This is a genomic window from Seohaeicola zhoushanensis (assembly GCF_014656415.1).
Lineage (GTDB): Bacteria > Pseudomonadota > Alphaproteobacteria > Rhodobacterales > Rhodobacteraceae > Seohaeicola_A > Seohaeicola_A zhoushanensis.
Window position 1 is genome coordinate 84,643 of record NZ_BNCJ01000013.1, and the last position, 24,786, is coordinate 109,428.

Below are 24,786 nucleotides of genomic sequence, written 5' to 3' on the forward strand. Positions count from 1 at the left end.
TCAGACCTCGGCATAGATCAAGTTGGCGAGAATGTTCAGCTGCGTCTCGGACGAGCCGCCGTAGATCGTCGCGGCACGCAGGAACAGCATCTCTTCCATCTTGCCCTGCGCGCTTTCGGGCGCCGGCGGCGATAGTTGCGACCCATCCTGCGCCGGGTGAAACGCCAGTCCGGCATACCCCATGGCTTCCACGCTCAGTTCTGTCACCGACTGGATCAGCCGGGTGCCGCGCAGCTTCAGGATGCTGGCCGATTGCATGTTCGAGATGCCTTCGTCCATCTCCCAGGCGACCCGCAGACCGAGCTGCTCGAGGCTGGCAAGCTCGATTTCCAGGGCGGTGATCTTGTCGCAAAAGCTCCGATCCTGCGCCAGTGTTCCCTCGCCACAGGGCATGTCGGCTGCGATCTGCCACAGCCGCTGAAGGCGCCGCTTGGTCCGGGCGATTTCGGCGATGTTGAACCGTTCATGGCCCAGCAAGAACTTGGCATAGGTCCAGCCCTGCCCCTCTTCACCGATCAGGCTGTCCGCCGGAATGCGCACCTCGTCGTAAAAGGTTTCGTTCAGGCTGTGCCCGCGGTCGATCGAAATGATCGGGCGCACGGTCACACCGGGCGTGTCGATGGGGAACACGAAGAAAGAGATGCCCTTCTGCGGTTTCACATCCGGATCGGTGCGGGCCAGCAGGAACAGCATGTTCGCGTGATGGGCAAGGCTGGTCCAGATCTTGTGGCCGGTGATGACCCAGTCATCGCCGTCGCGGACCGCCCGGGTGCGCAGCGAGGCGAGGTCGGATCCGGCGCCCGGTTCGGAAAAGCCCTGCGCCCAAAAATCCTCGCCGCTGAGGATGCGCGGCAGATACCGCGCCTTCTGCTCGGCCGTTCCGTAGGTATAAAGCACCGGGCCGATGATCTGCACACCGTGGCCCATCTGAAGCGGCAGCGGGCCATCTGCCATGCAATATTCTTCGTCGTAGATATAGCGCTGGATGGCCGACCAGCCGGTGCCGCCGGCCTCGACCGGCCAACCTGGCGCGGCCAAACCCTTGCCGTTCAGGATTTGCTGCCAGCGCCGCATCATCTCGGGCGCGATGTGGAATTGCCGCCGGGCGGCCTGGCGCAGGTCCTCCGGCAGGTTTTCCTGCAGGAACGCGCGGACCTCCATCCGAAAGCGCTGATGTTCCGCGGTCAACTTCAGGTCCATGGCGCTATTCTCCTTGGGCAAGTCGGAGCGGCGGCGCTTGGGCGCCGCCGTTCAGGTCAATCAACGGGCGAGCGAATCCAGACGTTCCTGGATCTTGCCCTCGGCCCCCGGTGTGCAGGGGTCGGCCCGGGTGAGATCGGTGATATCGTCGAACCGTTCCGCGACCTGTTCGATCGTCACCCCCTTGGCCGGGTCGAACTGAACGCCGCGCGTCTCGAACATGTGGACACGGCCAAAGCCGCCCGCCGCGGCGGTGATGGTCGCACCGCTCACGTCGCATTCTTCCGAGCAGAGATAGGCGACAGCCGGCGAAACCAGTCCCGGCTTGAGCTTTTCCATGAAGTCTTCGTCCATGCCGAGGTTGCCGGTCATCCGGGTCAGGGCGCCGGGCGAGATGCAGTTGACCTTCACGTTGTTCTTCTGGCCTTCGATGGCCAGCGTGTTCATCAATCCGACCATGCCCAGCTTGGCCGAGCCATAGTTCGACTGCCCGAAATTGCCGCTGGTCCCCGCGATGGAGGTGGTGAAGACGATACGTCCGAAGCCCTGCGCGTTCATGTGCTTCCAGGCGGCATGGGCGCAATAGAGGGTGCCGAAGTAATGAACGCCAAAGACGAACTCGAAATCGTCCAGATCGGCCTTGGCGAAACTCTTGTCGCGCAGGACACCGGCATTGCAGATCAGGATGTCGATACGGCCAAAGTTGTCCAGCGCGGTCTGGATGATCGCGGCGCCGCCTTCCCGGGTGGCCACGCTGTCATAATTGGCGACCGCTTCGCCCCCGGCGGCCTTGATCTCTGCCACCACCTTGTCGGCCGCGGAACTATTGCCGCCTTCGCCGCTGACCGAGCCACCCAGATCGTTCACGACGACTTTCGCTCCGCGCGAGGCGAGCAGCAACGCGTGTTCGCGGCCCAGACCGGCGCCCGCGCCGGTCACGACGGCGACCCTGCCATCAAATCGGATCATCTCTTCAACTCCTTTTCATTTTCTGCGGCCAGGCTTTCAGCCCTGGACCGGTGCAAACATCGGCGTCGGAATGCCGTTCCTGTCCTTGAAGACGACGGCGACCGGATCGTCGATGCGGATCGCATCCAGGTCGCAATCGACGATGTTGGTCATCATCTTGATCCCTTCGTCCAGCGTAACGTAGGCAAGGGCATACGGAGGTTCGGCCCGGCGAAAGACCGAGACCGAATAGATGCGGCCGCGTCCCGAGCAGGTGATCCAGCTCAGGTTATCGCTGCTGCAGAAGGGGCAGATCACCCTAGGGTAGTAGTGCGGTTCGCCGCAGTCCTCGCATTTCGCGAGGATCAGGCTGCCGTCTTCGGATTGCCACTGGGGCGCTTCGTTGCGCGTCGGGCGCGGTGTTCTGGGATCAGACACAGACGTTACTCCCTTTCCAGGATCAGGGTGGCGGATCCGTGACGCGACCCGAGGTAGCCGCCCGTTCCGTGGGCCAGCGCCAGGTCACATCCGGGCACCTGAACGGCCGGATGCGCCTCGCCGCGCAGCTGACGGACTGCCTCAATCACCTTGGTCATTCCGCCGCGGTTGGCTGGATGGTTGCTGCACAAGCCGCCACCATCGGTGTTGAACGGCAGCTTGCCGACCCCGGAGATCAGGTTGCCGTCGGCGACGAACTTGCCGCCCTCGCCCTTCTTGCAGAACCCGAGATCCTCGAGCGTCATCAGGACAGTGATGGTGAAGCTGTCGTAGATCGAGGCGTATTTGATATCCGCCGGCGTCACCCCGGCCTGTTCGAAGGCCTTGGGGCCGGACCAGACCGCGCCCGAAAAGGTCAGGTCCGTCTTTCCCCCGTTCAGATGCTTGATGGCCTCGCCCGAACCGCGCACCCGGACCAGCGGCCGGTTCAGCGATCTGGCGATTTCCTGCGACACAACGACAAGCGCGCCACCGCCATCGCTGATGACGCAGCAGTCCAGCTTGTGCAGCGGATCGGAAACCATCGGGCTTTCCAGCACATCCTCGACCGTGACGACATTGCGCAGCATTGCGTGCGGATTGTGTTGCGCATGATGCGAGGCCGCGACCTTTACCCAGGCCAGCTGTTCCGAGGTCGTGCCGAACTCATACATGTGACGCGCGGCGCACATTCCGTAGAGGTTCGGGATGACATGGCCAAACGGCAGCTCGTAGGGAACATCCGGACAGTTCGGATCATCAAAGAAGGCGCCTTCGCCCTTGTTGGGTCTGCCCGTGCGCGGCTTGCCCGCAAGCGTCACGACCGCGACCGAACATTTGCCCTCGGCGATCGCCTGGGCGACGTGTCCGACGGCCAGCACATAGGATGATCCGCCCGTGTCCGTGTTGTCGACATAGGTCGGCCGGATTCCGAGGTATTCGGTGATGCTCATCGCGCCCAGGCCGGGAACGTCGCTGGCGCAGAAAAAGCCATCGACGTCCTGCATGGTGAGGCCAGCGTCCTGCAATGCGCCCTTCACGTTCTCGGCGTGCAGCTGGATCAGCGTCTTGTCGGTCGCCTTGCGGGTGGGGTGTTCCCAGGCACCGGCAATATAGGCAGTCGGGGTGGTTCTCACTGTGCGGTCTCCTGTGTCATGCCCGGCCCGCCGGAACTTTGCGGAAATCCGGCGCACGCTTTTCGGTGAAGGCAGCGGCGCCTTCGGCGAATTCGGGGCCAAGACTGGCAGCAAGCTGCAGCTCGTCCTCGAGATTCAGCTGGTCTTCGAAGCTGTTCCGGTCGGATTCCCAATAAAGTTTGCGGATGCGGGACAGGCCGTTGACCGGCCCGTCGGCAAGCGATTTCGCGATCTTCAGCGTCTCGGCCATGAGCGTGTCCGCCGGGTAGACGCGGTTGACCAATCCCCAGTCCAGCGCCTTTTCGGCGGGGAGTTTTTCCGCGAGCATGCTCAGCTCGCGCGCCCTCGCGGCACCGACAAGGCGGGGGAGCAGCCAGCTCGACCCGGAGTCGGGAACCAGGCCGATGCGGGCAAAGGCCTGAAGAAAGTAGGCATCCTGCGAGGCGGTGATGATGTCGCCCATCAGCGCGATGCTCATCCCGGCGCCGACAGCCGGCCCGTTGACTGCCGTCACAAGCGGGACCGGACAATCCCGCAGGGTTCGCAGCATGGGGTGATAGAACTTCTGCAAGACCGCTTCGGCACGATTGGCCGTCGCCACGTTGCCATCTTTCCCGCCCGAGAGATCCGCGCCCGACGAAAAGGCCCGCCCCGCCCCGGTCAGGACGATACAGCGCGCGCCTTGCTCCGAAACCAGCGACAGGACCGCCTGACCAAGCGCCGTCACGGTGGCTGGGTTCAGGGCGTTCAGAACATCCGGACGATTGAAACGGATGATGCCAACGGACTCGTCCATTTCGGTCGAAATGGGGGTTTGTGTCATCCTGCGTCCTCTCGAAAACGCGCCCGCGCGGCGCTTCGGGCCGAGAAGAAACCCTTTTGCCCCTGACCGGTAGCCCCCTGAAGAGGGGACACAATCGGGAAAATTGAATTAGTATTTAATTTTCGGGGTGGCGCTGCGAAATCCGTTTTGCGGCGTCATCAGGAGCGCGACCGAGGAGACCGGACCCATGCAAGATACCTTCTGGACTCCGCACGGCCACAGCCTGCGAGTGCCGCTGATCGGTGCGCCGATGTTCCTGGTTTCCGGGCCGGCCCTTGTCATCGCCCAGTGTCGCGCGGGCATTGCCGGGACGATGCCGGCGCTTGGGGCGCGCACCAGCGAAATCCTTGATGGTTGGCTTGACGAGATCACGACAGCGCTGTCTGCGCCTGGCGGGCCGCAAGCCGCACCCTATGGCCTGAACCTGATCGTGCACAGTTCCAACACCCAGCTTCCGGCGCATCTGGATCTTTGTGTGAAACACCGGGTGCCTCTGGTGATCACGTCGCTCGGCTCTCGCCCCGAGGTCAACGAGGCGGTGCGGTCGTATGGCGGCATCGTCCTGCACGACGTCACCAATGCCGAACATGCGCGCAAGGCTCTGGACCGCGGAGCGCATGGGCTGATCGCCGTGGCGGCGGGTGCCGGCGGACATGCCGGTGCGATTTCGCCCATCGCCCTGATCGAGACGCTGCGTGAGTTCTGGGACGGCCCGTTGGCGCTGTCGGGTGCCATCGCAACCGGACGCGGACTGCTGGCCGCGCAGAGCCTCGGGGCCGACCTTGGCTATAGCGGCACCCTGTTCATTCCGGCCGCCGAGTCGCTGGCCTCGGATGCCTACCGCGACATGGTGATCGCCTCGGACAGCAGCGACATCGTTTACACCGACCGGGTTTCGGGAACGAACGCCAATTTTCTTCGACAATCGCTGATGGCCAATGGCATCGCGTTCGATGGCGCCCCGCCCACCCACAAACCTGGCATGTTGGACGAGGCCAAGGCCTGGCGTGACATCTGGAGCGCGGGGCATGGCGTGGCCCAGGTTCACCAACGCTCGACAGTGATGCAGATCGTGGACCGGCTGGAACGGGAATACAGGGCGGCGCTGACACGCATTGCCGCCCTATCCGAGGGCTGAGGCTCAGACAACCGCCAGCCGGGCCTGGCCGAGCGGACGTCCCTTGGTGAAGGCGGCGGCGCGCTCGACAATTGCGGCGGCGTCGATGTCGTTCAGCCGGTAGAGGTCGGCGATGGTGCCGGTCTGACCGAACTGTTCGACGCCGAGCGGCAGGACCGCATGTCCAGCCACGCCGCCGATCCAGGACAAGGCGGTTGGATGTCCGTCGATCACGGTGATGATCCGGCAATCGCGCGGCAGATCGCCCAGCAGCCGTTCGGCACAGGACAAGGCGCCCATGCCTTGGCTTCTCTGCCGTTGCGCGGCCGCCCAGCCGGCGTGCAGACGGTCGGCCGATCTGATCGCCAGCACGCCGATATCGCGCCGGTCTTCGGCCAGCAGGCCGGCCGCGCGGATCGCCGCGGGCGCGACAACGCCCTGATAGGCGATGACGAGATCCGGGTTAGGCCCCGGTTTGCGCAGCCAGTAGGCATCATCGACGGCGCCTTGCCGCCACGCATCGTCCGGGCGCCGCCCCGGTTGTTCGATCGGATTGGTCGACAGCCGAAGATAGACCGCGCCGCCCTTGTCGTCCGCCAGCGAGGTGCGGGGATCGAGCTCTCCGTCGCCGCTGCGCTGAACATAGTCGAGCGCCCATTCGGCGATAACGGCCAGTTCGTCGGCGAAGGCCGGCTCGAATGCAGCAAGCCCCGGCTGGGTCATCCCGATGCCCGGCGACCCGATGGACTGATGCGCCCCGCCTTCCGGCGAGAGTGTCACGCCCGAGGGCGTGCCGACCAGGATAAACCGGGCGTCCTGGTAGCAGGCGTAGTTCAGGGCATCGAGTCCGCGCGCGACGAAGGGATCATAGACCGTCCCGACCGGGATGACCCGCTTGCCGAACAGCGAATGCGACAGGCCTGCCGCACCGAGCAAAAGCATCAGGTTCATTTCGGCGATGCCCAGTTCCAGGTGCTGGCCGTCGGGCGCGAAGTCCCACTTTGCCGTCGACGGGATCTTTTCCGCCCGGAACAGATCGACCTCGGCCTTGCGCGCGAACAGCTTGCGCCGGTTGACCCATGGGCCCAGCGAGGTGGTGCCGGTCATATCGGGCGATGTGGTCAGAATGCGATCCGACAGGGCGCTGTCCCCCTTCGCCAGCCCATCGAGAATCTTCCCGAAGGCCGTCTGGGTCGAAATCGTGGCCTCGGGCGACAGGGCCAGCGCCGGGACCGGCAGCGGGTCGTCGTCAAAGCGCCGGCGGCCCGCCGCGAAGAATGGCACCTTGTCGAGCCAGGCCTGAAATCCGTCCGGGTCGGCGACGGTTGCAAGCCTGTCCCACTCCTGACCGGCGATAACGCCCTGATCGGCCTGCCAGTCCGCCATCTGCGCCGGCGTCATCAGGCCGCCGTGGTTGTCCTTGTGACCGGCGATGGGCGTGCCCCATCCCTTGATCGTATAGGCCAGAAAGCAGGTCGGTCGATCGTGGTCGATGGCGGCGAAGGTCTCGGCCATGGTCTCGACGCAGTTGCCGCCCAGGTTTTCCATCAGTTCGGCCAGTTCGTCGTCCGAACGCGCGTCGATCAGCGCCGTGACATCCCCCTGATCCCCCAGGGCGTTCATCAGATGTTTGCGCCAGACCGATCCGCCTTGGTAGGTCAGCGCGGAATAGAGCTGGTTCGGACAGGCATCGATCCATTGCCGCATGGCCTCGCCGCCTGGCTCGCGAAAGGCGGCACGTTGCAAGGCGCCGTATTTGACGCGCACCACGTCCCAGCCGAAGGCCTCGAAGATTTTCTCGGTCCTCTGCCACAGCCCTTCCCGAACCACACCGTCGAGCGACTGCCGGTTATAGTCGATCGCCCACCAGGTGTTCCGCAGCCCGTTCTTCCAGCCTTCCTGCAGGCACTCGTCGATATTGCCCTCGTCGAATTCAGCGTCACCCATCAGCGCGATCATCCGGCCCGTCCGCGCGCCCTCTCCCCGGGCTTGGCGCGGATATAGTCCTGAATCAGGGATGCGAACGATGTGATGGCGACCCCGAGCCCGATCGACCCGGTCGAGAAGCCCACATCGTCATCATCCTTCGTCCGGCTGGGATAGCTTTGCGCGCCGCCCAGCCCGCGATAGGCCTTCAGTTTTTCGACCTTTGTATTGCCCATCAGGTATTGCATCGCGTGAAACACGGGCGCGGCGTGGGGTTTCACGGCCACCCGGTCGCACGGGCGAAGCACGCCGTAGTACAGCGCCGTCATGATACTGACCATCGAGGCCGAAGAGGCCTGGTGCCCGCCCACCTTAATCCCGTCGACCTTGGGGCGGATGTGGTTGGCATGGTGGATCATCCAGTGAGACAACCACAACAGGCGGCGTTCGACGGTTTTCAGGTTCGTTTCCATGTGAGCCATTTCTCTTCGATCATTGCGCCCATCTTAACGCCGCGGGCCGCAGGGAATCCGTGCAAAGCCATTGCTGGTGGGGCAGGCTTTGGGCGGATTTGAAGCGTGATTGGCGATATGGTAGGGAATATCCCCAAGATAGATAAATTTGATATCGAAATTCTCTCGATTCTGCGGACGGAGGTCCGGACAAGCGTTCTCGAGATTTCAGAGCGGATCGGGTTGAGTGCCACCCCCGTCTCGCGTCGGATCCGGCGCCCGGAAGAACAGGGGATCATCACGCGCTATGCGGCTCTGATCGACGAGGCCAAGCTTGGATACGAGGTGTCCGTTTTTGTCTCGGTCAAGCTCGACAAGCAGGTGGACGACTCCCTCGCCGCCTTCGAGGCGGCCATTCAGGACTTTTCCGAAGTTGTGGATTTCTGGCTCATGACCGGCAACCGGGACTACGTGCTGCGCGTCGCAACCCGCAGTCTGGCGGACTTCGAGAGCTTTCTTGTCGGCCGGCTGACGCGGGTACGAGGCGTGGCTTCCATCGAGAGTTCCATTCCATAGCGCCGGGTGAAGGCCGGGATCGCGCGTCCCTTCTGATCGGCGGTCTGGAGACGTTTGACTAATGACCGGTTTACATGATCAATAAACATCCGGCCGACGCGGTTGGGCAGCGAAGTCACGAATAGCGAGGCGCCATGACGTCCCCAGGGCCCGAAGATGAACCCGGACATCACACCCCTGCACAAAGCGGGGCGACGGGTCAGCCGCTTGAGGGCGTCCGTGTCATCGAGATGGCTACCCTTGGAATGGGCCCTCTGGCGGCGCAAAGTCTCGGTGACTATGGCGCCGAGGTCATCAAGGTCGAACCGATAGCGGGCGATCTGTTTCGTCAGACGACCCCGCGCCGGTCCGAAGGCATGGGTCACACCTTTCTGCAGTTCAACCGAAACAAGAAAAGCCTCGCGGTAGACGTGAAGTCGGAGCGCGGCATCGATCTTGTGCGTCGGCTTATACGTGGCGCGGATGTGTTACTGTCCAATACGCGGTCGCCATCGATGGCGCGTCTCGGTCTCGACTACGTCTCTTTGCGCGGCGACAATCCAGAGCTAATTTACTGCGCCTGTTACGGTTTCTCCGACCTCGGGCCCTATGCCGGCCGACCCGCCGCCGACGACACCATACAGGCGATGTCCGGCCTCGTGGACCTGCAGGCGAAGGCCGGAGGCGGGGCGCATTTCACGGCATCCGTCGTAGCCGACAAAGTCGTCGCAATGACCATCGTCAACGCGGTGATGGCCGCCCTGATGCGCCGGATGAAGCATGGCGGCGGCCAGTTCCTGGAAGTGCCGATGTTCGAAAGCATGGTCGCCTTCGTCATGCCTGAACACATGGCCGGCAAGACCTATGAGCCTCTGCAAGGCGCGGTCGGCTATTCGCGCCTGCTCAATCCCAATCGCATACCCTTTCCAACCCGAGACGGTCTGCTTTGCGTTCTGCCCTACACCGACAAGCAGTGGAGCAGGTTCTTCACCCTGATCGGCCGTTCCGACCTGGCGGATTCGCCGGATTACGCGACGCTTGAAGGGCGGGGCCGGAACATCGAGGCGGTCTACGCCATCATCCGGTCCGTTCTTCCGTCGAAGACAACCGCCGAGTGGATAGCGCTTCTGGCCGAGAACGATATTCTCTATGGCGAAGTAAACTCGGTCGAGGATCTCTTTTCGGATCCCCATCTGACCGCGCGCGCGATGTTCCCAGAATACGATCACCCGACCGAAGGACGGATTCGGTTGATCGGCTATCCCGTGACCTCCTCCGAACCGGCCACGCGACTACGCCATCTGCCCCCGGCGCTTGGCGCACATAGCGCCGAGATCGCGCGGATGGCCGGGCTGTCAGACGAGACCATCGCCGTGATGGTTGCAGCGGGCGAGCTTGTGGACTCTGCGATCCAAGATCCTGTCCGCTAGCGGCAGGGGATTGCAAGTGCTCGCAATAAAGTTCTAAAGATGGATCTAGGTGTTCAGGCGGAGGGGCCGTGCGTTGCCAGCCGGCCCGCCATCGCAACGGGGAACGCCGATTACCCGGCCGGAGGACGCCTTGCCAATCTTACGACGAGTCATGAGCCGGATCGACCTGGTCCTCGGCACCTTTTCCGCGTTGGCCCTTGGTGTCGTCATGGTCGCCATATGTGCCGACACTTTCATGCGATATGTCTTCAACAGCCCGATACAGGGCGTGCAGGATCTGGTCGGGAAATATCTGATGGTAGGCGCCTATTTCCTGGTCCTGTCCCTCAGCTATGCCTCGGGGTCGCAGGTTCGGATCGACTTTCTCAATCTCAGGATGCCACTGCGCCTGCGCCACCTCATCGAAGCCGCGATCTGCCTTGCAACGGCGGTGCCCTTTTCCCTGATCGGCTGGCTCGCCGCAGCGCGTTCGCTGGTCAGCTTTGAGAGGTCGGAAATCATGCCCGGTCCGATCGGCTGGCCCGTCTGGTTGACCACCGCGCTGGTGGCCCTGGGCACTGCCCTTCTGGTCGTGCGTCTGATCCTGGACGCTATTGGCCATGTCGCCGGCGCCGCGGGTGCCGCGGACGCCCCGTCCCTTCCGAACGCGGAAGGGGGGCATTAACGCCATGCTGGTGCTTGCAATCACGCTTCTCATGCTGGGTCTGCTGGTCGTCGGAATGCCGGTCGGCTTCGCCATGGGTGTCGCCGGGGCGGCGGGACTTTACCTGCTTGGCGGCACGCGGTTCGTTTTCGGCATTCTCGATACGACACCTCTTTCGACGGTAGGGGTGTACGAGCTGGTCACAATCCCGATGTTCCTTCTGATGGCAGAGCTCGTTCTGCTGAGCGGAGTTACCGAAGACCTGTTCAAGGCCGCCGCCGCCTGGCTGAGCCGCGTGCGGGGCGGACTTGCCATGGCCACGTCTATCGCCGGTGCCGGATTCGCCGCGATCTGCGGTTCGTCGACCGGATCGGCCGCGACGCTTGCCGCCACCACCATTCCGTCCATGCTCAAACAAGGATACGAAGCGAAACTGGCCAGTGGTGTCGTCGCGATCTCGGGAACCCTGGCGATCCTCATTCCGCCATCCGTGGGCATGATCGTCTATGGTTTCATGGCTGAAGTTTCGATTGCCAAGCTTTTCATCGCGGGTGTGATTCCCGGACTGCTGGTGGTCACGGCGATCATCGCGACCATCGCCATCCTTGTCCGCCTGAATCCCGATTCGGCCCCTCAAACCGAATCCGTCCCCATGGGCGAGCGGTTCAGGCTATTGGTCGGGGTTCTGCCCACGCTGCTCCTGTTCGGCTTTGTCACGATTGCCATCTACAGCGGCGCCACCACCCCGACCGAGGCTTCGGCGGTGGGAGCGGCCGGCGGTCTTATTCTTGCTCTGGCCCGCGGGCAATCGTCCTTCGCGCAATACCTTCATGCATTTCGCCGGGCTGCGCTGACCAGCTGCATGATCCTGACGATCATCCTCGGTGCACACATCTTCGGCTATTTCATCACGATCACCCGGTTGACCCAGGACATCATCGCTTTCGTGGGGGCACTGGATGCGAACCGCTGGGTGATCTTGCTGATCCTTCTGGCCGGTTATGTCGTGATGGGCATGTTCATGGATCAGATGGCCATTCTCGTGCTGACCGTGCCGATCGTCGTCCCCCTGGTCAGCAGTCTTGGATTCGACCTCATCTGGTTCGGCGTGATCTTCATCATCGTGGCCGAGATCGGCCTGGTCACGCCGCCGCTGGGGCTGAACTGTTTCGTGGTGGCACGTTATGCCGGGCGGCCGCTGAACGAGGTGTTTCACGGAACCTTTCCCCATGTGCTGGCCCACTTCGTCGTGATTGCGATCCTCCTGGCCTTTCCCGCCATCACTCTCTGGTTGCCCGGCCGCATGTAGCGACGACGCTACAATCAAATATGGGTCATAAACTCTATTAATAGGCTTTTAGGTCTTGACCGGCTTGCCCGGTAGACGCACCAATGCAACCAAGGGCGCGGGGAGCGTCCAGGAGGAAACAGGAATGACAATTGTAACCAGGATGACGCTTTGCACCACGGTTCTGGCGGGGTCGCTGCTTAGTCCGCTGCTGGCGTCCGCGCAGGACTATGACGCGGTGACGCTCAAGCTTGCCGACTCATTTCCGACGACGCATGTGATCTCGGTCGAGGGAGCCCAGTTCTTTATCGACGAGGTCAAGAAACGCTCGGATGGCAAGATCAGCATAGAGTATTTCCCCGCCTCGCAACTGGGCAAGGCCGGCGACTTCCTGGCGCTTCTGCAATCCGGTCTGGTCGATATCGCCTACGTCCCGCCGGCCTATGTTTCGGAAAAGATGCCGCTGTCTGACGTCGGAAGCCTTCCCGGTCTGTTCTCGGATGTCTGCGCCGGGAGCCGGGCTTTCACCAAATTGGCGGCAAGCGGGCCTGTGGCCGAGAACGACTTTGAAGGGCAAGGCATCAAGTCGCTATTCGCAACGCCCCTGCCACCCTATCAGATCAGCGGTCCGAAGGTTCCAATCAAATCGCTGGACGATCTCAAGGGTCGCAAAATTCGATCGACTGGCGCCGCGACCAATCTGGTTGTCGAGGCTCTGGGCGGTGTGCCGGTCAATATCAGCGGCGCGGAAACCTACGAGGCACTGGACCGCGGCACGATCGACTTCAACCTCGGTCCGTACAGTTCGTACAAGGGCTATGATCTTTACGACCAGACGAAATACGGCACGGTGGGATTCGGCTTTGCCAATATCATCGTCACATATTCGATCAGCGCCGAGACATGGGGGAACCTCCCCGAGGCCGCGCAGACAGTCCTGAGCGAAGCCGGCGCGGCAACGGCCGAGCATCTGTGCGGCGCGCTCGAAAGCGAGAACGACAAGGCCATTCAAGAGATGACCGACCTCGGGTCTGAATTCTACAGGGCAACGCCGGAGGACCTCGCCAAATTTGCGGAGAAGGCCAAAACCCTTCAGACCAATTGGGCGAAGGCTCTTGATGCGCGCAATTTCAAGGGCACCGAAACGCTTGAAGCGATGAAGGCCGCGCTGGCCAACTGACAAATGCGCCGCGCCTTCCGGCGTGCTGCCACCCTGCCCAAAGTCACCTTCCGGGAACCGATGTCGACAGACACGGCCCCCCGGAGGGTGGCCTTTCAGTTTTAACGGCTCGCCCTGCACGCAACCTGCCTCTTTCAGGCGACAGACCGGCGACTTGGCGGCCGAAAAAATGATGCCGCCGCTTGCAAATACCGGTCGTCCGGTTTTATTTACGCGCAGGCATCGACACGGGGAACAAGATGAGCGACGCATACGAGTTGATCCGCGACGAGGTCGCCAAACTTTGTGCAAGATACCCCGACGAATATTGACGCAAGCTGAATGCCGAGCGGAAGTATCCGTCGGAATTCATCGATGCCCTGACGCAGGCCGGATATCTTTCGGTTGTGATCCCCGAGGAATACGGCGGCACCGGGCTTGGCCTTTCGGCGGCCGCGGCAATCCTCGAGACCGTTCAGGAGATGGGCTGCAACGGCGCGGCCTGCCATGCCCAGCTCTATGTGATGGGCACCATCCTGCGGGAGTGGAAAGAAGTTGGGGGTGCCAGCGCCATTGGTTACCAATTTTCCTGGTGAAGAGGGGAGACTGGCGTGGAACTCAGGATAACGATTGAAACGGTCTTTGATGGCGGGAGAACCGCGAAGCACCGCCTCGGCACATGGCGCCGTGCTGCCGAGCATATGCATCCGGAAGGGATCGGTTTGCTCCTGGAAGATGGGCATGCGATGCTCGCGCAGATTCAGAAGGTGGCAATCGAAGCCCAGATCGAAGAGATTTCCGCCACATGTCGGTCTTGCCCGTGTTGCGGCAAGGTGAGGTCGATCCACGATTAGCGAACGCGGACACTCGACACGCTCTTTGGGCGCATGTTGGTGAAAGCTCCCCGGATCAAGCCATGCCAATGTCAGGTTGCGCTGCACCCAAAGAGTTCTCCGCTGTCGCCCCTGAATCATCTCCTGCCGGATCGTGCGACGCCGGAAATGAAAAGACTGCAGGCCGAACTTGGGGCGCGCCACTCGTTTCGGGAGGCGGCCCGACTTATGGAGCAACTGCTGCCTTGCGCGCGACCGTCCCACATGGCGGTGCGCGGCCGACTGGCCCGCGTTGCCGACGAGATGGAGCGTAAAACTTTGCGGGCGAGTAAGGTCCTGCCCTCGACAGGCAAGCAAGAGGGCAACGTTTCGGTTTTTCTCGACGGCGCCCATATTCGCTGCCGTCCCGAGTATCAGAAGCGCCACCTGGACGTTGTCGTGGGTCGGATCGAAACCACAGGAAGGAATAGAAGATTTGCGTTCGAACCCTCATCATCCATGTCGCCGCGCGCCCTGATCCGTGCTCAGCTTCATGCTACTGGCTGGCAACCTGGGCGGAGCTTGACTGTCTTTACCGACGGCGATCCGGGGCTCGCAAACCATGTCAGATCGGCCACGGGCCAGTCCGTCACGCATATTCTGGACTGGTGGCATATCTCGATGCGGATCAAACACATCGAAAACGCTGCAGCCGGCCTGAAGGAGCTTTGTGCAGGTCGAAAAGGCGCCGACAAGCTGCCCTGGATGGCGGAACGCCTTCGATGGTGCTGCCAGACCAATGCGAACCAGTCTACGCAAGGGCAGAACGACTGCCCCTTATGCCGCGCAGAGACCGCGCCATTCGGCGAGAGCCGCGGCGCGGTTTGCCTTGAAATGGGTTCGTGAGGTGAGGCTGCGTTCCTGGTTGAAAAGGTTGTGGACCGAAGCATGGATGGACACGAATTTCTGCAAACTTCGCATCCGTCGGAAGCGGAGCATCGCCCGCTCCCTTCGTCGAAATGGTTGGTGTGAGTTCTCCACCCTGTTGTTCAGCCAGCGGCCAGTTACTTGGCGATCAGCCGCTCCGATCTCCCTCAGCGCGGCGCCGTAAGACCGTAGCTTGTCGGTCACCAGGACCTCCACCCGGCCATGCTTCCTCATTGCTTTCTTGAGGAATTTCAAAGCGGCCTTCTTGTCCCGTGTCTTGGTGACGAAGCTTTCCAGGACTTCGCCTTCGTGATCGACGGCACGCCAAAGATAGTGCCGCTCGCCGTTGATCTTCACGAACATTTCGTCCAGATGCCATCGCCAATGGCTGGTCCGCATTCCCTCGATGCGCCGTTTCCTGATCTCAGACGCGAACAGCGGACCAAAGCGATGCCACCAAAATCGAACCGTCTCGTGGCTGATGTCGACACCGCGTTCGTGCAGCAGATCTTCGACGTTGCGCAGCGATAGCGGGAAGCGAATGTACATCATCACGGCCAGCCGGATGACCTCCGGTGTCACTGTACCCTAATTAATCAGATTCTGCGGATTCAGTGCATTTTGGGGCGTTTTTGTACCCTTAATTTCAACATATCCACAGGCTCCACGCCTCAGGATCTGACACCACCTGTGCTTTTCCAGATTGCATCGGCGCGCGCCAGAAGCGCTTCACGGTTTGCGCCGGCGCCAAGCTCGGATATGGCCTGACGCGCTGCTTGCAAAGCGCTCTCGGATACACTTGGGCGGCTCGTTCCATGCGTTTTCTGCCCGGTCGGATGCTCTGTTTCCGTCCGCCCCGGAAGCCGCTGGTCGAGATCCCGCGACAACGCACGGACCCGCTCAATCACCCGACGATGCTGAGGAAAGACGCGGCGCAACTCCTGGGCCGCCCGGTCGTTTCCTCGCAGGATGATGGCGGCACCCACCAAGGGACGGGTCACGCTTAAACCAACCGCGGCAAGCGCCATAAACCTTGCGCGCTCGTTCCCCGAAGTGAGCGCCCCCAGGTTCCCGATCTTCAGAACTGCTATGAGATGCAAGGTCAAGTCCACCCGGCGCAACCGTCTGGGATCGTTCGCGGCGGCAGCCGTCTTCAGAGCTTCCGCGCCGACTACAGCTCGAGCACGAAGCCTGCCTGATACATCTTTGGCTGGATACTTAGTTGCCAGAGCTTGGCCGCAGGTTTCGCAGGTCATCGACCACGCCAAGCGCCAATGGCGAAGAACCAGATCGGGCGTTTTCTCGACACACGCCCAACAATGCTGGAAGTCATACCGCGACACGATATGCAGCGAATGATGCGTCGCTTCCGAAAGGCACATGGCGGCGATTTCAGCCGGGGACCGCTGAACCGCACCGCATAGCCTGGCCCAGTTCACCGCCCGCAGGTCGTTCGCACATTCCGGCACCCTGCCCTGCCCCAAACCCAGATGGCCACAAAGCTCTTCAACCGAACAATGATTGGCCTTCGCCAGTCGCCCGATCCAGCTGGACAGAAGCTCATCGCGCGCCGGCGGTAGCCGGAACGGTAACGGTCTGACGTTCACCCGAATGCGGCGGCAGGCTGGCGAGGGATGTTCCAGGCGTGCTTCGTCCAAACCGGTTGCCAGGCCTGAACTGCTTCGTCCGTGATCCGCTCTTCTCCGGTTTCGATCGCATCGACGGCCAGGGACTTTATCATGATGAACACGCGCGACGTGATCCCCCCGGTAACCTTCAGGATCGTTCGAAGCGACGCGACCGTCAGGCCTGACCGTTGTTCGAGCGCCATCGCGGCGATCAACGTCTGGATTAGCCGGGAGAACTCTACGTCATCTTCCCAGAGCGGCAGGTAGTGTTCGTCCAGACGGCGGGCCAGTTGGTCGTCTCCACGAACGGCCTCGAGGGCTTCGTTCACCCCAAAGACGACGAGCGAGGCACAGAGATCGTTGGCGAGGAACCGAAGCATGTTCAGGAAGCGACGTTGTTCCCGGTAGCTTCCAGCAAGAAGATTGTGCACCTCGTCGATCATCAGCATTCTCAAGTCCATGTCCCGAAGGTGGCTAAGCGCACGCACCTCGAGTTCGGACACGGTATGCCGACCCCACATCGGCGCACCGATCGTCGCCAGGATGTGCTGATAGAACCGTCGCTCATCCGGTGCGGGCGGGGCCTGAACCAGCAGGATGGGCGTCTTCGTCGCGCCCAACTCCGCATTGTACTGTGTCGGGTACTTGCTCGCCATACGCTTGGCGATCATCGTCTTGCCGATACCAGAACTCCCATAGACCATCAGGCCGGGCATCCGGCTCTGCTGCGGCATTTCCATCAGGGATGTCAATCGGTTGAGAACGATCGTGGCGCGGTCGAAGGCGATCCAGTGATCGCCGCGGATGCGGTCAATTCTTTCGTCTGGGGTCATCAAACTCATCAATCGGATAGGTGGGGAGATCAGGGTTGCCCGTGTCGATCGCGAACATTTCGCGCGATGGATCGCGGCGCGGTTGGTGCCGGGGAAGCCGAGCACCTCTTTCGGTTTCCATCCGGGCAGTCCGCGTCTTTTGGCGCGCCGCCTCGGCCAACCGTCGTTGCGCATCGATCAGTTGGAACAGGGCCCGCTCGTTGATCCGGCCCCCATGCTTATCCTGCCATTCTTTCCGCGCACGACGACTTTCCCAAAGCGATATCCGCGGGCGGCTCAGATCCCGATACCGAGCAGGGATCACGCGGCCATCATCGGTGATGACCCAGACCTGCGACAAGTCTCTCGGATCGTATTTCACCTGTACCTTGCCCTGCCCGCGTCCGACCAGCGCCGCGAAGACATCACTCCAATAATGGACCCCGAAGAGCGTGATCCCGGTGCGCCCGAGCTGGCGCCACTCGAAAGGCAGGAAGCTTATCCGAAAGGCTTCGACGTCAACGACCTGCCGCCCCGCAATATCCCCACCCAGGTCAGCCCAGGCAGCCAGCGGCGTGCGGCCGAGGACCTCGTGAACCGAGTTGTGGTAGCGGCAGATTTCCAGATGAAGCCAATCCTCGAACTCGACCAGGGTCAAGGCCGCATGCTTCTCACTGTCATAGTCGCCCTTCTCGACGATTGAGGACTGTGTCGTCCCGGGCAGCACGTGAACGGCCCCCATGGTCGTTCCGATCAGCCGTTCGACATGGCCGCCGTAGTGTTTGCCACCAAGCGGACGATACTCGACAGCAATGCCCCAATCTTCGCAGGCCATTCTGAAGGCGTCGCTGTGGAACTCCTGCGCATTGTCTACGTGGATCGCCTTCGGGATACCGCCCGTCGGCCAAACCACTTCTTCCATTGTGCCAGGAAGGTGCACCGATTTCCGGCGCATACAGTGATCGAGACACAGGGCGATCGACAAGACAGATGGCTCATCGAAGGTGACATGGACCCCGAGAACGATCCGGGTCGCAACATCAATGGCTACCGTCAGAAAGGGGCGCGCAAGCGGCTGCCGATTGACGTGATCGACCAGCATGATGTCCGCCGTCGTGTGATCAATCTGAACAACCTCCAGCGGAGCCGCGATTTCTAGGCAGCCGGGACGCGCGGCAAAGACCTTGTCAGTTTCCTGCGCTCCATGCCGCTTCATCGAAACCTTTCGCTGATCCATCGCGTCAAGCCGGGCCTTCACAGTCTTCCGGGTTGGCGGCTGGAACCCTTTCGCCTCGCATTCCGCGCGGATCTCCCGCCAGATTCGTAAAAAGCTCGACCGCTCGCGGACCAGATAGTACCTGCGCAAGCTTTCATCGATGAGGTCTTCGACCCCTTGCGCGATCCGTTTTGACCCCGGCTTCGGCCCGCGACGGTCCAACTCCAACGCCGTGGCACGTGCATCGTTCTCTCTCAGACGCCGGTAGAGCGACCATGTGTGGCTTTTCGCCAATCCCAGTTCCCAGGCCGCATCGCCAATAGCCGCGCTGATCGGCTCGCCCCTCTTCTCAAGCTCCAGGATCGGCCGAAGAACCGCTGCACGATGTTTCGCAAGACGCTCGCTGGCCACGTTAATCCCCCGCCCCAACAGGCCGACACTTATCCACAGTTCCGACCGTACGGCAATTAAGGGTACAGTATGGTAATTAACGGTACAATATGAAAATTAAGAATACAGGCCGCCATTGATAACACAGGAAAATTTCAGACCAGATTCTGATTAATTAGGATACAGTGACACACGATCACAGACTTTTTCTAAGGCATCCTTTTCAGGCCATTATGCAGATGAGTTCGAACACCTCGCCAAGAGGAAAATTCGCCTGATCGATTTTGACGCCCACCTCACTGCTATCAAGAAGGCCAATAGTAGGGCAATCAGTAGAACACGGTATGGCTATGACGACGAAGTCGAAGACGACGATGATTTCGCTGCGCCGCCTGGGGATTGGTCAGGCTTCAATTTTGGCGATGATGACGACTAACTGATTGTTGCCTGTCCCGCCCCCTCCCAATGGTTCCTCCCCGGCCCAGAACGTATGCGGGGGGGCGCAGTCCGGCATTTCGCTAGCGACATGGATTCTCACCGGGGAAGCCACCTGGAAGCCACCCCGGCCGATCCGCGCGAAATTTCGAATCCATTTCAGAGACTTACGCTGACTTCTTGCTGGCAGGGTGGATTCCCGGCGGGAATCCAGGGAAGCCACCTCCGGCGGGCCACTTCTGAACCGTTCGGTCGGAGCCTAATTGAGCTAGATGTCGAGTTCTGACCAGAGCAGTTGGAAGTACTCCTGATACCGTGTGTTGCTGCGCAGCTTGACCGGATCGCGTTCATCGCGATCTAGGTCGATGCTGACGATTTGCTTCACTCGCCCCGGCCTGCGGCTGAGGATCATCACTCGGTCGGCCATGGTGATGGCCTCGCCGATATCGTGGGTGACCAGGATCGCGCTCTTCCGCTGCTTGCCGATGATATCCATGACCTCGCCCTGCAACAGAATGCGTGTCTGGAAGTCGAGCGCAGAAAATGGTTCATCAAGCAGGATCACGTCCGGATCCAGCGCCAGCGTTCGCATGAAGGCCACACGCTGACGCATACCGCCAGACAGGGTTCCGGGTTTCGAGTTCTCGAAACCTTTCAGCCCGTAAGCAGCGATCAATCGATCGGCAACCGCGTTGCGCTCTTCTTTAGGGACACCCTTGATTTCAAGCCCGAGACCAACGTTTTCCCGAACGGACCGCCAAGGCAGCAGCATGTCCTTCTGCAGCATGTAGCCGACCTGGCCCTTGGCATCGAGAACACGGGTGCCGTTGACGAAGACCTCGCCGACGGTAGCCGGCTGCAGCCCAGCAATGACATTGAACAAAGTGGACTTTCCGCAACCCGACGGGCCAACGATGGCGAGGATTTCGTCCGCCTTCAGCGTGAAGGTGATATCGGAAAAGGCGACCACCTCGTTTTCGCCGCCCGCATTGAAGGTGACCGAAAGGCCCCTGGTCTCCAGCGGATAATGTTTGTTCACCACCGCAGCCTCCGGTCGATTTCGGTCACGCCGCGATCCATCAGAAGGGCCACGACCATCAAAGCAAGGATACCGGCCCAAACCCCGTTCAGATCGTAGAGGACGCCTGAATAGTAGACCAGATACCCGAGACCCTCCTGGGACGAGATGTATTCACCCACAACCGCTCCAATCAGGGCAAATCCCACGTTCAGCCTCAGGGTGGACAGGACCCAAGGCAGGGCTGCAGGAACCACAACCTTGCGCCAGGACTGCAACCGGGTGGCCCCCAGCGATCGCATCAGTCGCAAGAGGTCACGGTCGGTTTCAAGCGTGCCATTGTAGGTGGCTATCAGACTGACGATGAAGGTCAGCGCGGCTGCAATGGCGATCTTGGATTCGATCCCGATGCCGAACCACACGATGATCAGTGGGGCGAATGCGATCTTTGGCACTCCATTGATGGCAACAATGAACGGCCGCACAATCCTTGCCACGGTCTCATTCAGCCAAAGGCATAGTCCTGCAAAGCTGCCGATCGCACTGCCTAGGAGAAAGCCAAGGATAGCGGCGAAGGCCGTCACCCCGGCGTGGCGGAACAGTTCGCCCGTCGACAGAAGCCCATAGACCTTGGCCGCGATTCCCGACGGATAACCGTACAGGTGCGCTGACAGCACCTCGGCCTGCACAAGGCCTTCCCATATAGCGAACACCACCATTGCCAGACCGATCTGTCCTGGCAGATACCTCAAGCGCGACCATGACATGACCGGCATCCCCCTGTTGAAGTGGTCTTGGCGGTCAGCCCTGGTTGGCCAGCGACGCGATGGCGCGTTCGGCATAGGACATATCCACCAGAGAGGCATAGTCACCCTGCCCGCGCACGGTACCCGCTGCCAGATCGTGGGCGACAATGGCATCCCACTCGTGGGGCGTCAGCATAGGGTTGCGCGGAACGACGCCTTCCGTCCCGAGCAGGCGCTTGGCGCCAGCCTCGATTGCAGCACCGGGAACCTGATCGAATTCCTGCGCTGAGACGCGGGCATAGACGCCGGGATCCGCGTGCAACAGTTGCATGCTTTCGGTCAAGGCGTTGACGAAGGACTGCACCACCTCGGGATTCTTTTCGGCGTAGGCCGCCGACACCAGCGTCGAGGTAAAGGCGATCGGGCCCAGAACACCCGCCAGCGGCAGCGAAACTTCCAGTCCGTGAACGGCTTCGGCAATGCTGGCGTCCCATTCGAACACGCAGCCCAGATCGGCACGACCATCCACTACAGTCGGGATGATCGACCCCAGCGGTCCTTCGACAAAGTTCGCGCCAGCGTCCTTGGGATCAAACCCGCCCACCGACTTCATCGCATAGGTCGGAGAGGAAACTGTGTTTGACGGGAAACGGTAGGAAGCGATGGTCTTGCCCTTCAGATCTTCTAACGTCTTGACGCCCGCACCGGGCTTCGAGATGAACCACAGCCCGATCGCACCCGCCATTTTGGCGATGACGCGAGTATCGGCGCCCTCGATGGCAGAGTTCACGGCCATGCCCGTTCCGGTCATCGCAAATTCAGCACGGCCGGCATTCAGGATGGAAATCGGTTCGGCCACGGAACTGGCGGCGGAGATCTCGACCGAAAGCCCGTGCTTTGCAAAGATGCCTTCGCGCAGTGCGGTGTAGGCCGGAGTATAATTCGCCAATCGCAGTGCCGTGGTCACACGGACTGGCGTCAGCGTCTGCGCCCGAAGTGGATGGCCGGTTGCCGCCAAGGCAGAAACCGCGCCGATGCCGCCAAGAACCGACCGCCGCGACAGGGCCTTCACGGTATTGTGATTACGCTGCGTCATTTCGAAATCCTCCTCTGTCGATTGTCCGCCTTGGCGCGTGTGGCGCGGCGGGGCTATTGATATCTCTCATGGTGCAAACCAGCCGGTCAGGTGCCGGCGCGGCCTTCCAAACCGGCACGAGCATCGGCATCTGATCCGGGAACGCGCATTTCAAAGGTTTCGCGGATCACGGTGTAGTCGAAATAGCCCAGTCGGGCGATCGGCTCGATCGCAGCGATGTCTAACCGTCCATCAGGCAGGATTACCTTGTCGTCGATGTGGATCTTCTCGACCTGGGCAAAGACGACGTCGACGGTGCCCATATTGGAGTTACCGCGCATGGTGTGCGTGCTGAGATACCGGCACTCAAACTTGCACGGGCTTTCCAATACCATCGGCACCGCGCCGTTGTCAGAATAGACGCGGGTCACGTTGATCCGATCGAACTCGCTTTCCTCGGGGGGCAAGGCCATCGCACTGACATTAACCGCCTCGCGCAGGGCATAGGTGGCCATGTTCCAGACAAACCAGCCGGTTTCCTCGGCGTTCAGGACCGTGTCCTTGCGTCGACCATCCGGATACCGGTTCGCCGCAAACATGACCATCGGGGGATCAAAAGTCAGGTTTTGCCACTGACTGTAGGGCGCGATGTTTTCGACTCCGGCAGCGCTGCGACTGGACAACCAGCCGATAGGGCGCGGCACCGTGCAGCTCTTGAAGGGCGAAAACGGCAACGGACAGCACTCTGATCCGGGTGAGTATTTCATGGCTGCACTCCTGTCGGCCTTGTCCACTTGCTGAAATATATGGCAGATATATCGGTAGTATGTCAATGCACCTTGGTATAGATCGGCAAGGAGCGCCGCATCCGGGCTGGAGTCGGAAATGAACAAGACAGAGCAAGCAGTTGCGATGCTGCAGGGCATGATCGAGCGTGGCGAACTCCCGCCCGGCGCGATGCTCTCTGAACGCACGATCGTCGAGCTCATTGGCTTGGGGAGGACGCCGATTCGTGAGGCGATCCAACGCCTCGCGCCCAGCTACATGATCCGGATACATCCCAGCCGCGGAATCGAGATACCGTCCATCACCGTCGAGGATCAACTGAGCCGACTGGAGGTGCGACGCGCTGTGGAGGTCCTGGCCGTCGAGCTTGCCTGCAAACGTGCCACCTCGGCGCAGCGGGCGGCAATGCGCAGTCTGGCATCCCGCCTGGAAGGCCGGTTCACCTTGCAGGAATACACCGACACGATCCGGGAAACCCATGCCCTTATCCTTGAAGCCGCCGGGAACCGCTATCTCGGGTCCCTGATGCTACCGCTGCAGGGTTTGTCGCGCCGGTTCTGGATCGTCCATGCACACGAGGAACAAGGTGACATCGAGCGAGGGCGAGACCTGCATCGTGAAATCCTCACGGCCATCGCTGATGGAAACGCAGAAGCAGCAGGAGACGCGTCGCGGGCGCTTAACGATTATCTTGTGGGGTTCGCACTTGAAGTTGTGGCTCGCCAGGCTTCAAGATGAAATGACCTTAATGTCCCGTGAGCGGCCCCCCCCTACAACCGCCCCCTTGGGAACAAGATAGTGGCGAGACTGCGTTGCAAGGCCCTCAGGCTGGAGTAGACTCAGAGATGCGGCCCCGCCGAACAGGAAGCGAGGGTGCTGGCAGACAAATGCGAACCAGTCTCGCATCGCAGGAGGAAGGCGTCCCTATTCCGCGCAGAGACCGCGCCACTCGTCGAGAGCGGCGGCACGGTTCTGCTTGAAGATGGTGCGGGAAGAGAGGTTGCGTTCCTGGTTGAATAGATTGTGGACCGAGGCGTGGACGGCGGCGAACAACTGTAACGTTCGCATGCGGCGGAAGCGGAGCATCGCCCGTTCGCGCCTTCGGAACGGCTGATGCGAATTCTCCGCACGATTATTGGCCCAGCGTCCTGTCTCATGTCGGTCCCGGATACCGAGATCGTCGAGGGCGGCACCATAGGACCGCAGTCGGTCGGTCACGATTTCTTCGGCGCGGCCATGCCGCTTCAGCGATTTCTTCAAGAATTTCAATGCTGCTTTCTTGTCCCGTTTCTTCGTCACGAAGCTCTCGAGCACCTCGCCCTCGTGATCGACCGCCCGCCAAAGGTAGTGCCGTTCGCCGTTGATTTTCACGAAGACTTCGTCCAAGTGCCAGCGCCAGCGGCTCGACCGCATCCCCTCAACGCGCCGTTTTCGGATCTCCGAAGCGAACAGCGGCCCGAAGCGGTGCCACCAAAACCGCACCGTCTCGTGGCTGACCTCGACGCCGCGCTCGTGCAACAGATCCTCGACGTTCCGTAGCGACAACGGAAAGCGGATGTACATCATGACCGCCAGCCGGATGATCTCGGACGACGTCTTGAAGTAGCGGAACGGTGAGCGCTGGGTCATAGCCAAAGGCTACCCAGCCCATCCCTCCGCCTCAAGTCAGGTTCCCTTGACAGCACCGTCGGTGATGTTGCAGCCATGGGCCGCAAGATAGCTGGAGATCGCGGCGACGATGCCGCGGGTCGAACGGCAGGTCACGGTCAGGCAATATTCGGTCATTC

At 61.3% G+C, this 24,786-nt stretch carries 23 protein-coding genes and 2 pseudogenes; 8 read left to right on the plus strand and 17 right to left on the minus strand.

Annotated features, from left to right (window positions below; translation table 11 throughout):
* The 5 genes from IE266_RS18655 to IE266_RS18675 are packed head-to-tail and all read right to left on the minus strand — an operon-like array spanning nt 1 to nt 4,584.
* A complete protein-coding gene (locus tag IE266_RS18655; protein ID WP_189681632.1) occupies nt 1-1,200 on the minus strand; it encodes an acyl-CoA dehydrogenase family protein in 1,200 nt (399 codons plus the stop codon).
* Nucleotides 1,201-1,260: 60 nt separating this feature from the next.
* A complete protein-coding gene (locus IE266_RS18660; RefSeq protein WP_189681633.1) occupies nt 1,261-2,169 on the minus strand; it encodes an SDR family oxidoreductase in 909 nt (302 codons plus the stop codon).
* A gap of 36 nt (nt 2,170-2,205) precedes the next feature.
* Nucleotides 2,206-2,586, minus strand: coding sequence for a Zn-ribbon domain-containing OB-fold protein (locus IE266_RS18665; protein ID WP_189681634.1), 381 nt, complete (start codon nt 2,584-2,586; stop codon nt 2,206-2,208).
* 5 nt (nt 2,587-2,591) lie between these two features.
* A complete protein-coding gene (locus IE266_RS18670; RefSeq protein WP_189681635.1) occupies nt 2,592-3,761 on the minus strand; it encodes a thiolase family protein in 1,170 nt (389 codons plus the stop codon).
* Between the two features lie 16 nt (nt 3,762-3,777).
* The gene (locus IE266_RS18675; RefSeq protein ID WP_189681636.1) at nt 3,778-4,584 is read right to left on the minus strand and encodes an enoyl-CoA hydratase-related protein; all 807 of its coding nucleotides are present in this window, start codon (nt 4,582-4,584) and stop codon (nt 3,778-3,780) included.
* A 187-nt stretch (nt 4,585-4,771) separates the two neighbouring features.
* Between IE266_RS18675 and IE266_RS18680 the strand changes: the two genes are divergently transcribed.
* Nucleotides 4,772-5,722 (plus strand): NAD(P)H-dependent flavin oxidoreductase, encoded by a 951-nt coding sequence (locus tag IE266_RS18680; protein ID WP_189681637.1) that lies wholly within the window; start codon nt 4,772-4,774, stop codon nt 5,720-5,722.
* 3 nt (nt 5,723-5,725) lie between these two features.
* Here IE266_RS18680 and IE266_RS18685 read toward each other — a convergent pair.
* Nucleotides 5,726-8,100: pseudogene (locus IE266_RS18685) on the minus strand (thiamine pyrophosphate-binding protein).
* Between the two features lie 105 nt (nt 8,101-8,205).
* Here IE266_RS18685 and IE266_RS18690 point away from each other — a divergent pair.
* The 5 genes from IE266_RS18690 (at nt 8,206) to IE266_RS18710 (ending at nt 13,175) form a co-directional block, all read left to right on the plus strand.
* A complete protein-coding gene (locus tag IE266_RS18690; RefSeq protein ID WP_308434609.1) occupies nt 8,206-8,655 on the plus strand; it encodes an Lrp/AsnC family transcriptional regulator in 450 nt (149 codons plus the stop codon).
* A 134-nt stretch (nt 8,656-8,789) separates the two neighbouring features.
* Entirely contained in the window at nt 8,790-10,064 is a 1,275-nt protein-coding gene (locus IE266_RS18695) for a CaiB/BaiF CoA transferase family protein (RefSeq protein WP_189681638.1), read from the plus strand.
* A 151-nt stretch (nt 10,065-10,215) separates the two neighbouring features.
* The gene (locus IE266_RS18700) at nt 10,216-10,728 is read left to right on the plus strand and encodes a TRAP transporter small permease subunit (protein ID WP_189681639.1); all 513 of its coding nucleotides are present in this window, start codon (nt 10,216-10,218) and stop codon (nt 10,726-10,728) included.
* A 4-nt stretch (nt 10,729-10,732) separates the two neighbouring features.
* Entirely contained in the window at nt 10,733-12,016 is a 1,284-nt protein-coding gene (locus IE266_RS18705; protein ID WP_189681640.1) for a TRAP transporter large permease, read from the plus strand.
* A gap of 124 nt (nt 12,017-12,140) precedes the next feature.
* Nucleotides 12,141-13,175 carry a TRAP transporter substrate-binding protein gene (locus IE266_RS18710; protein ID WP_189681641.1) on the plus strand — a complete coding sequence of 345 codons (1,035 nt, stop codon included), beginning with the start codon at nt 12,141-12,143 and terminating at the stop codon, nt 13,173-13,175.
* 209 nt (nt 13,176-13,384) lie between these two features.
* On the opposite strand, the gene IE266_RS27340 is transcribed toward IE266_RS18710, so the two are convergent.
* Entirely contained in the window at nt 13,385-14,095 is a 711-nt protein-coding gene (locus tag IE266_RS27340; RefSeq protein WP_229864272.1) for a hypothetical protein, read from the minus strand.
* Between the two features lie 120 nt (nt 14,096-14,215).
* Here IE266_RS27340 and IE266_RS18725 point away from each other — a divergent pair, with 120 nt between their 5' ends.
* The gene (locus IE266_RS18725) at nt 14,216-14,872 is read left to right on the plus strand and encodes a hypothetical protein (RefSeq protein WP_189681643.1); all 657 of its coding nucleotides are present in this window, start codon (nt 14,216-14,218) and stop codon (nt 14,870-14,872) included.
* Here the strand turns inward: IE266_RS18725 and IE266_RS18730 are convergent.
* From IE266_RS18730 to IE266_RS18765, 8 genes are all read right to left on the minus strand, one after another.
* Nucleotides 14,804-15,475, minus strand: a complete 672-nt coding sequence (locus IE266_RS18730; RefSeq protein ID WP_189681644.1) for an IS6 family transposase — start codon at nt 15,473-15,475, stop codon at nt 14,804-14,806. The two genes, IE266_RS18725 and IE266_RS18730, sit on opposite strands and share 69 nt — an antisense overlap.
* An 89-nt stretch (nt 15,476-15,564) precedes the next feature.
* Nucleotides 15,565-16,551: a TniQ family protein gene (locus tag IE266_RS18735; RefSeq protein ID WP_189681645.1), complete on the minus strand. Its 987-nt coding sequence runs from the start codon at nt 16,549-16,551 to the stop codon at nt 15,565-15,567.
* Nucleotides 16,497-17,354: a TniB family NTP-binding protein gene (locus IE266_RS18740; protein ID WP_229864274.1), complete on the minus strand. Its 858-nt coding sequence runs from the start codon at nt 17,352-17,354 to the stop codon at nt 16,497-16,499. Before IE266_RS18740 ends, IE266_RS18735 begins: the two co-directional genes overlap by 55 nt.
* Nucleotides 17,332-18,960: a TnsB C-terminal domain-containing protein gene (locus IE266_RS18745; protein ID WP_189681647.1), complete on the minus strand. Its 1,629-nt coding sequence runs from the start codon at nt 18,958-18,960 to the stop codon at nt 17,332-17,334. The genes IE266_RS18740 and IE266_RS18745 overlap by 23 nt, the downstream gene beginning before the upstream one ends.
* Before the next feature lie 682 nt (nt 18,961-19,642).
* Entirely contained in the window at nt 19,643-20,413 is a 771-nt protein-coding gene (locus IE266_RS18750; protein WP_229864276.1) for an ABC transporter ATP-binding protein, read from the minus strand.
* Entirely contained in the window at nt 20,410-21,159 is a 750-nt protein-coding gene (locus IE266_RS18755; protein ID WP_229864278.1) for an ABC transporter permease, read from the minus strand. The genes IE266_RS18750 and IE266_RS18755 overlap by 4 nt, the downstream gene beginning before the upstream one ends.
* 34 nt (nt 21,160-21,193) lie before the next feature.
* Nucleotides 21,194-22,234 carry an ABC transporter substrate-binding protein gene (locus IE266_RS18760; protein ID WP_189681649.1) on the minus strand — a complete coding sequence of 347 codons (1,041 nt, stop codon included), beginning with the start codon at nt 22,232-22,234 and terminating at the stop codon, nt 21,194-21,196.
* A gap of 86 nt (nt 22,235-22,320) precedes the next feature.
* Nucleotides 22,321-22,980: a flavin reductase family protein gene (locus IE266_RS18765; RefSeq protein ID WP_189681650.1), complete on the minus strand. Its 660-nt coding sequence runs from the start codon at nt 22,978-22,980 to the stop codon at nt 22,321-22,323.
* A gap of 118 nt (nt 22,981-23,098) precedes the next feature.
* Here IE266_RS18765 and IE266_RS18770 point away from each other — a divergent pair, with 118 nt between their 5' ends.
* The gene (locus IE266_RS18770) at nt 23,099-23,737 is read left to right on the plus strand and encodes a GntR family transcriptional regulator (protein WP_189681651.1); all 639 of its coding nucleotides are present in this window, start codon (nt 23,099-23,101) and stop codon (nt 23,735-23,737) included.
* A gap of 186 nt (nt 23,738-23,923) precedes the next feature.
* On the opposite strand, the gene IE266_RS18775 is transcribed toward IE266_RS18770, so the two are convergent.
* Nucleotides 23,924-24,628, minus strand: a complete 705-nt coding sequence (locus IE266_RS18775) for an IS6 family transposase (RefSeq protein ID WP_189681652.1) — start codon at nt 24,626-24,628, stop codon at nt 23,924-23,926.
* A gap of 51 nt (nt 24,629-24,679) precedes the next feature.
* Nucleotides 24,680-24,784, minus strand: a pseudogene (purU, locus tag IE266_RS18780) (formyltetrahydrofolate deformylase); the annotation flags it as partial.
* Nucleotides 24,785-24,786: the final 2 nt, after the last annotated feature.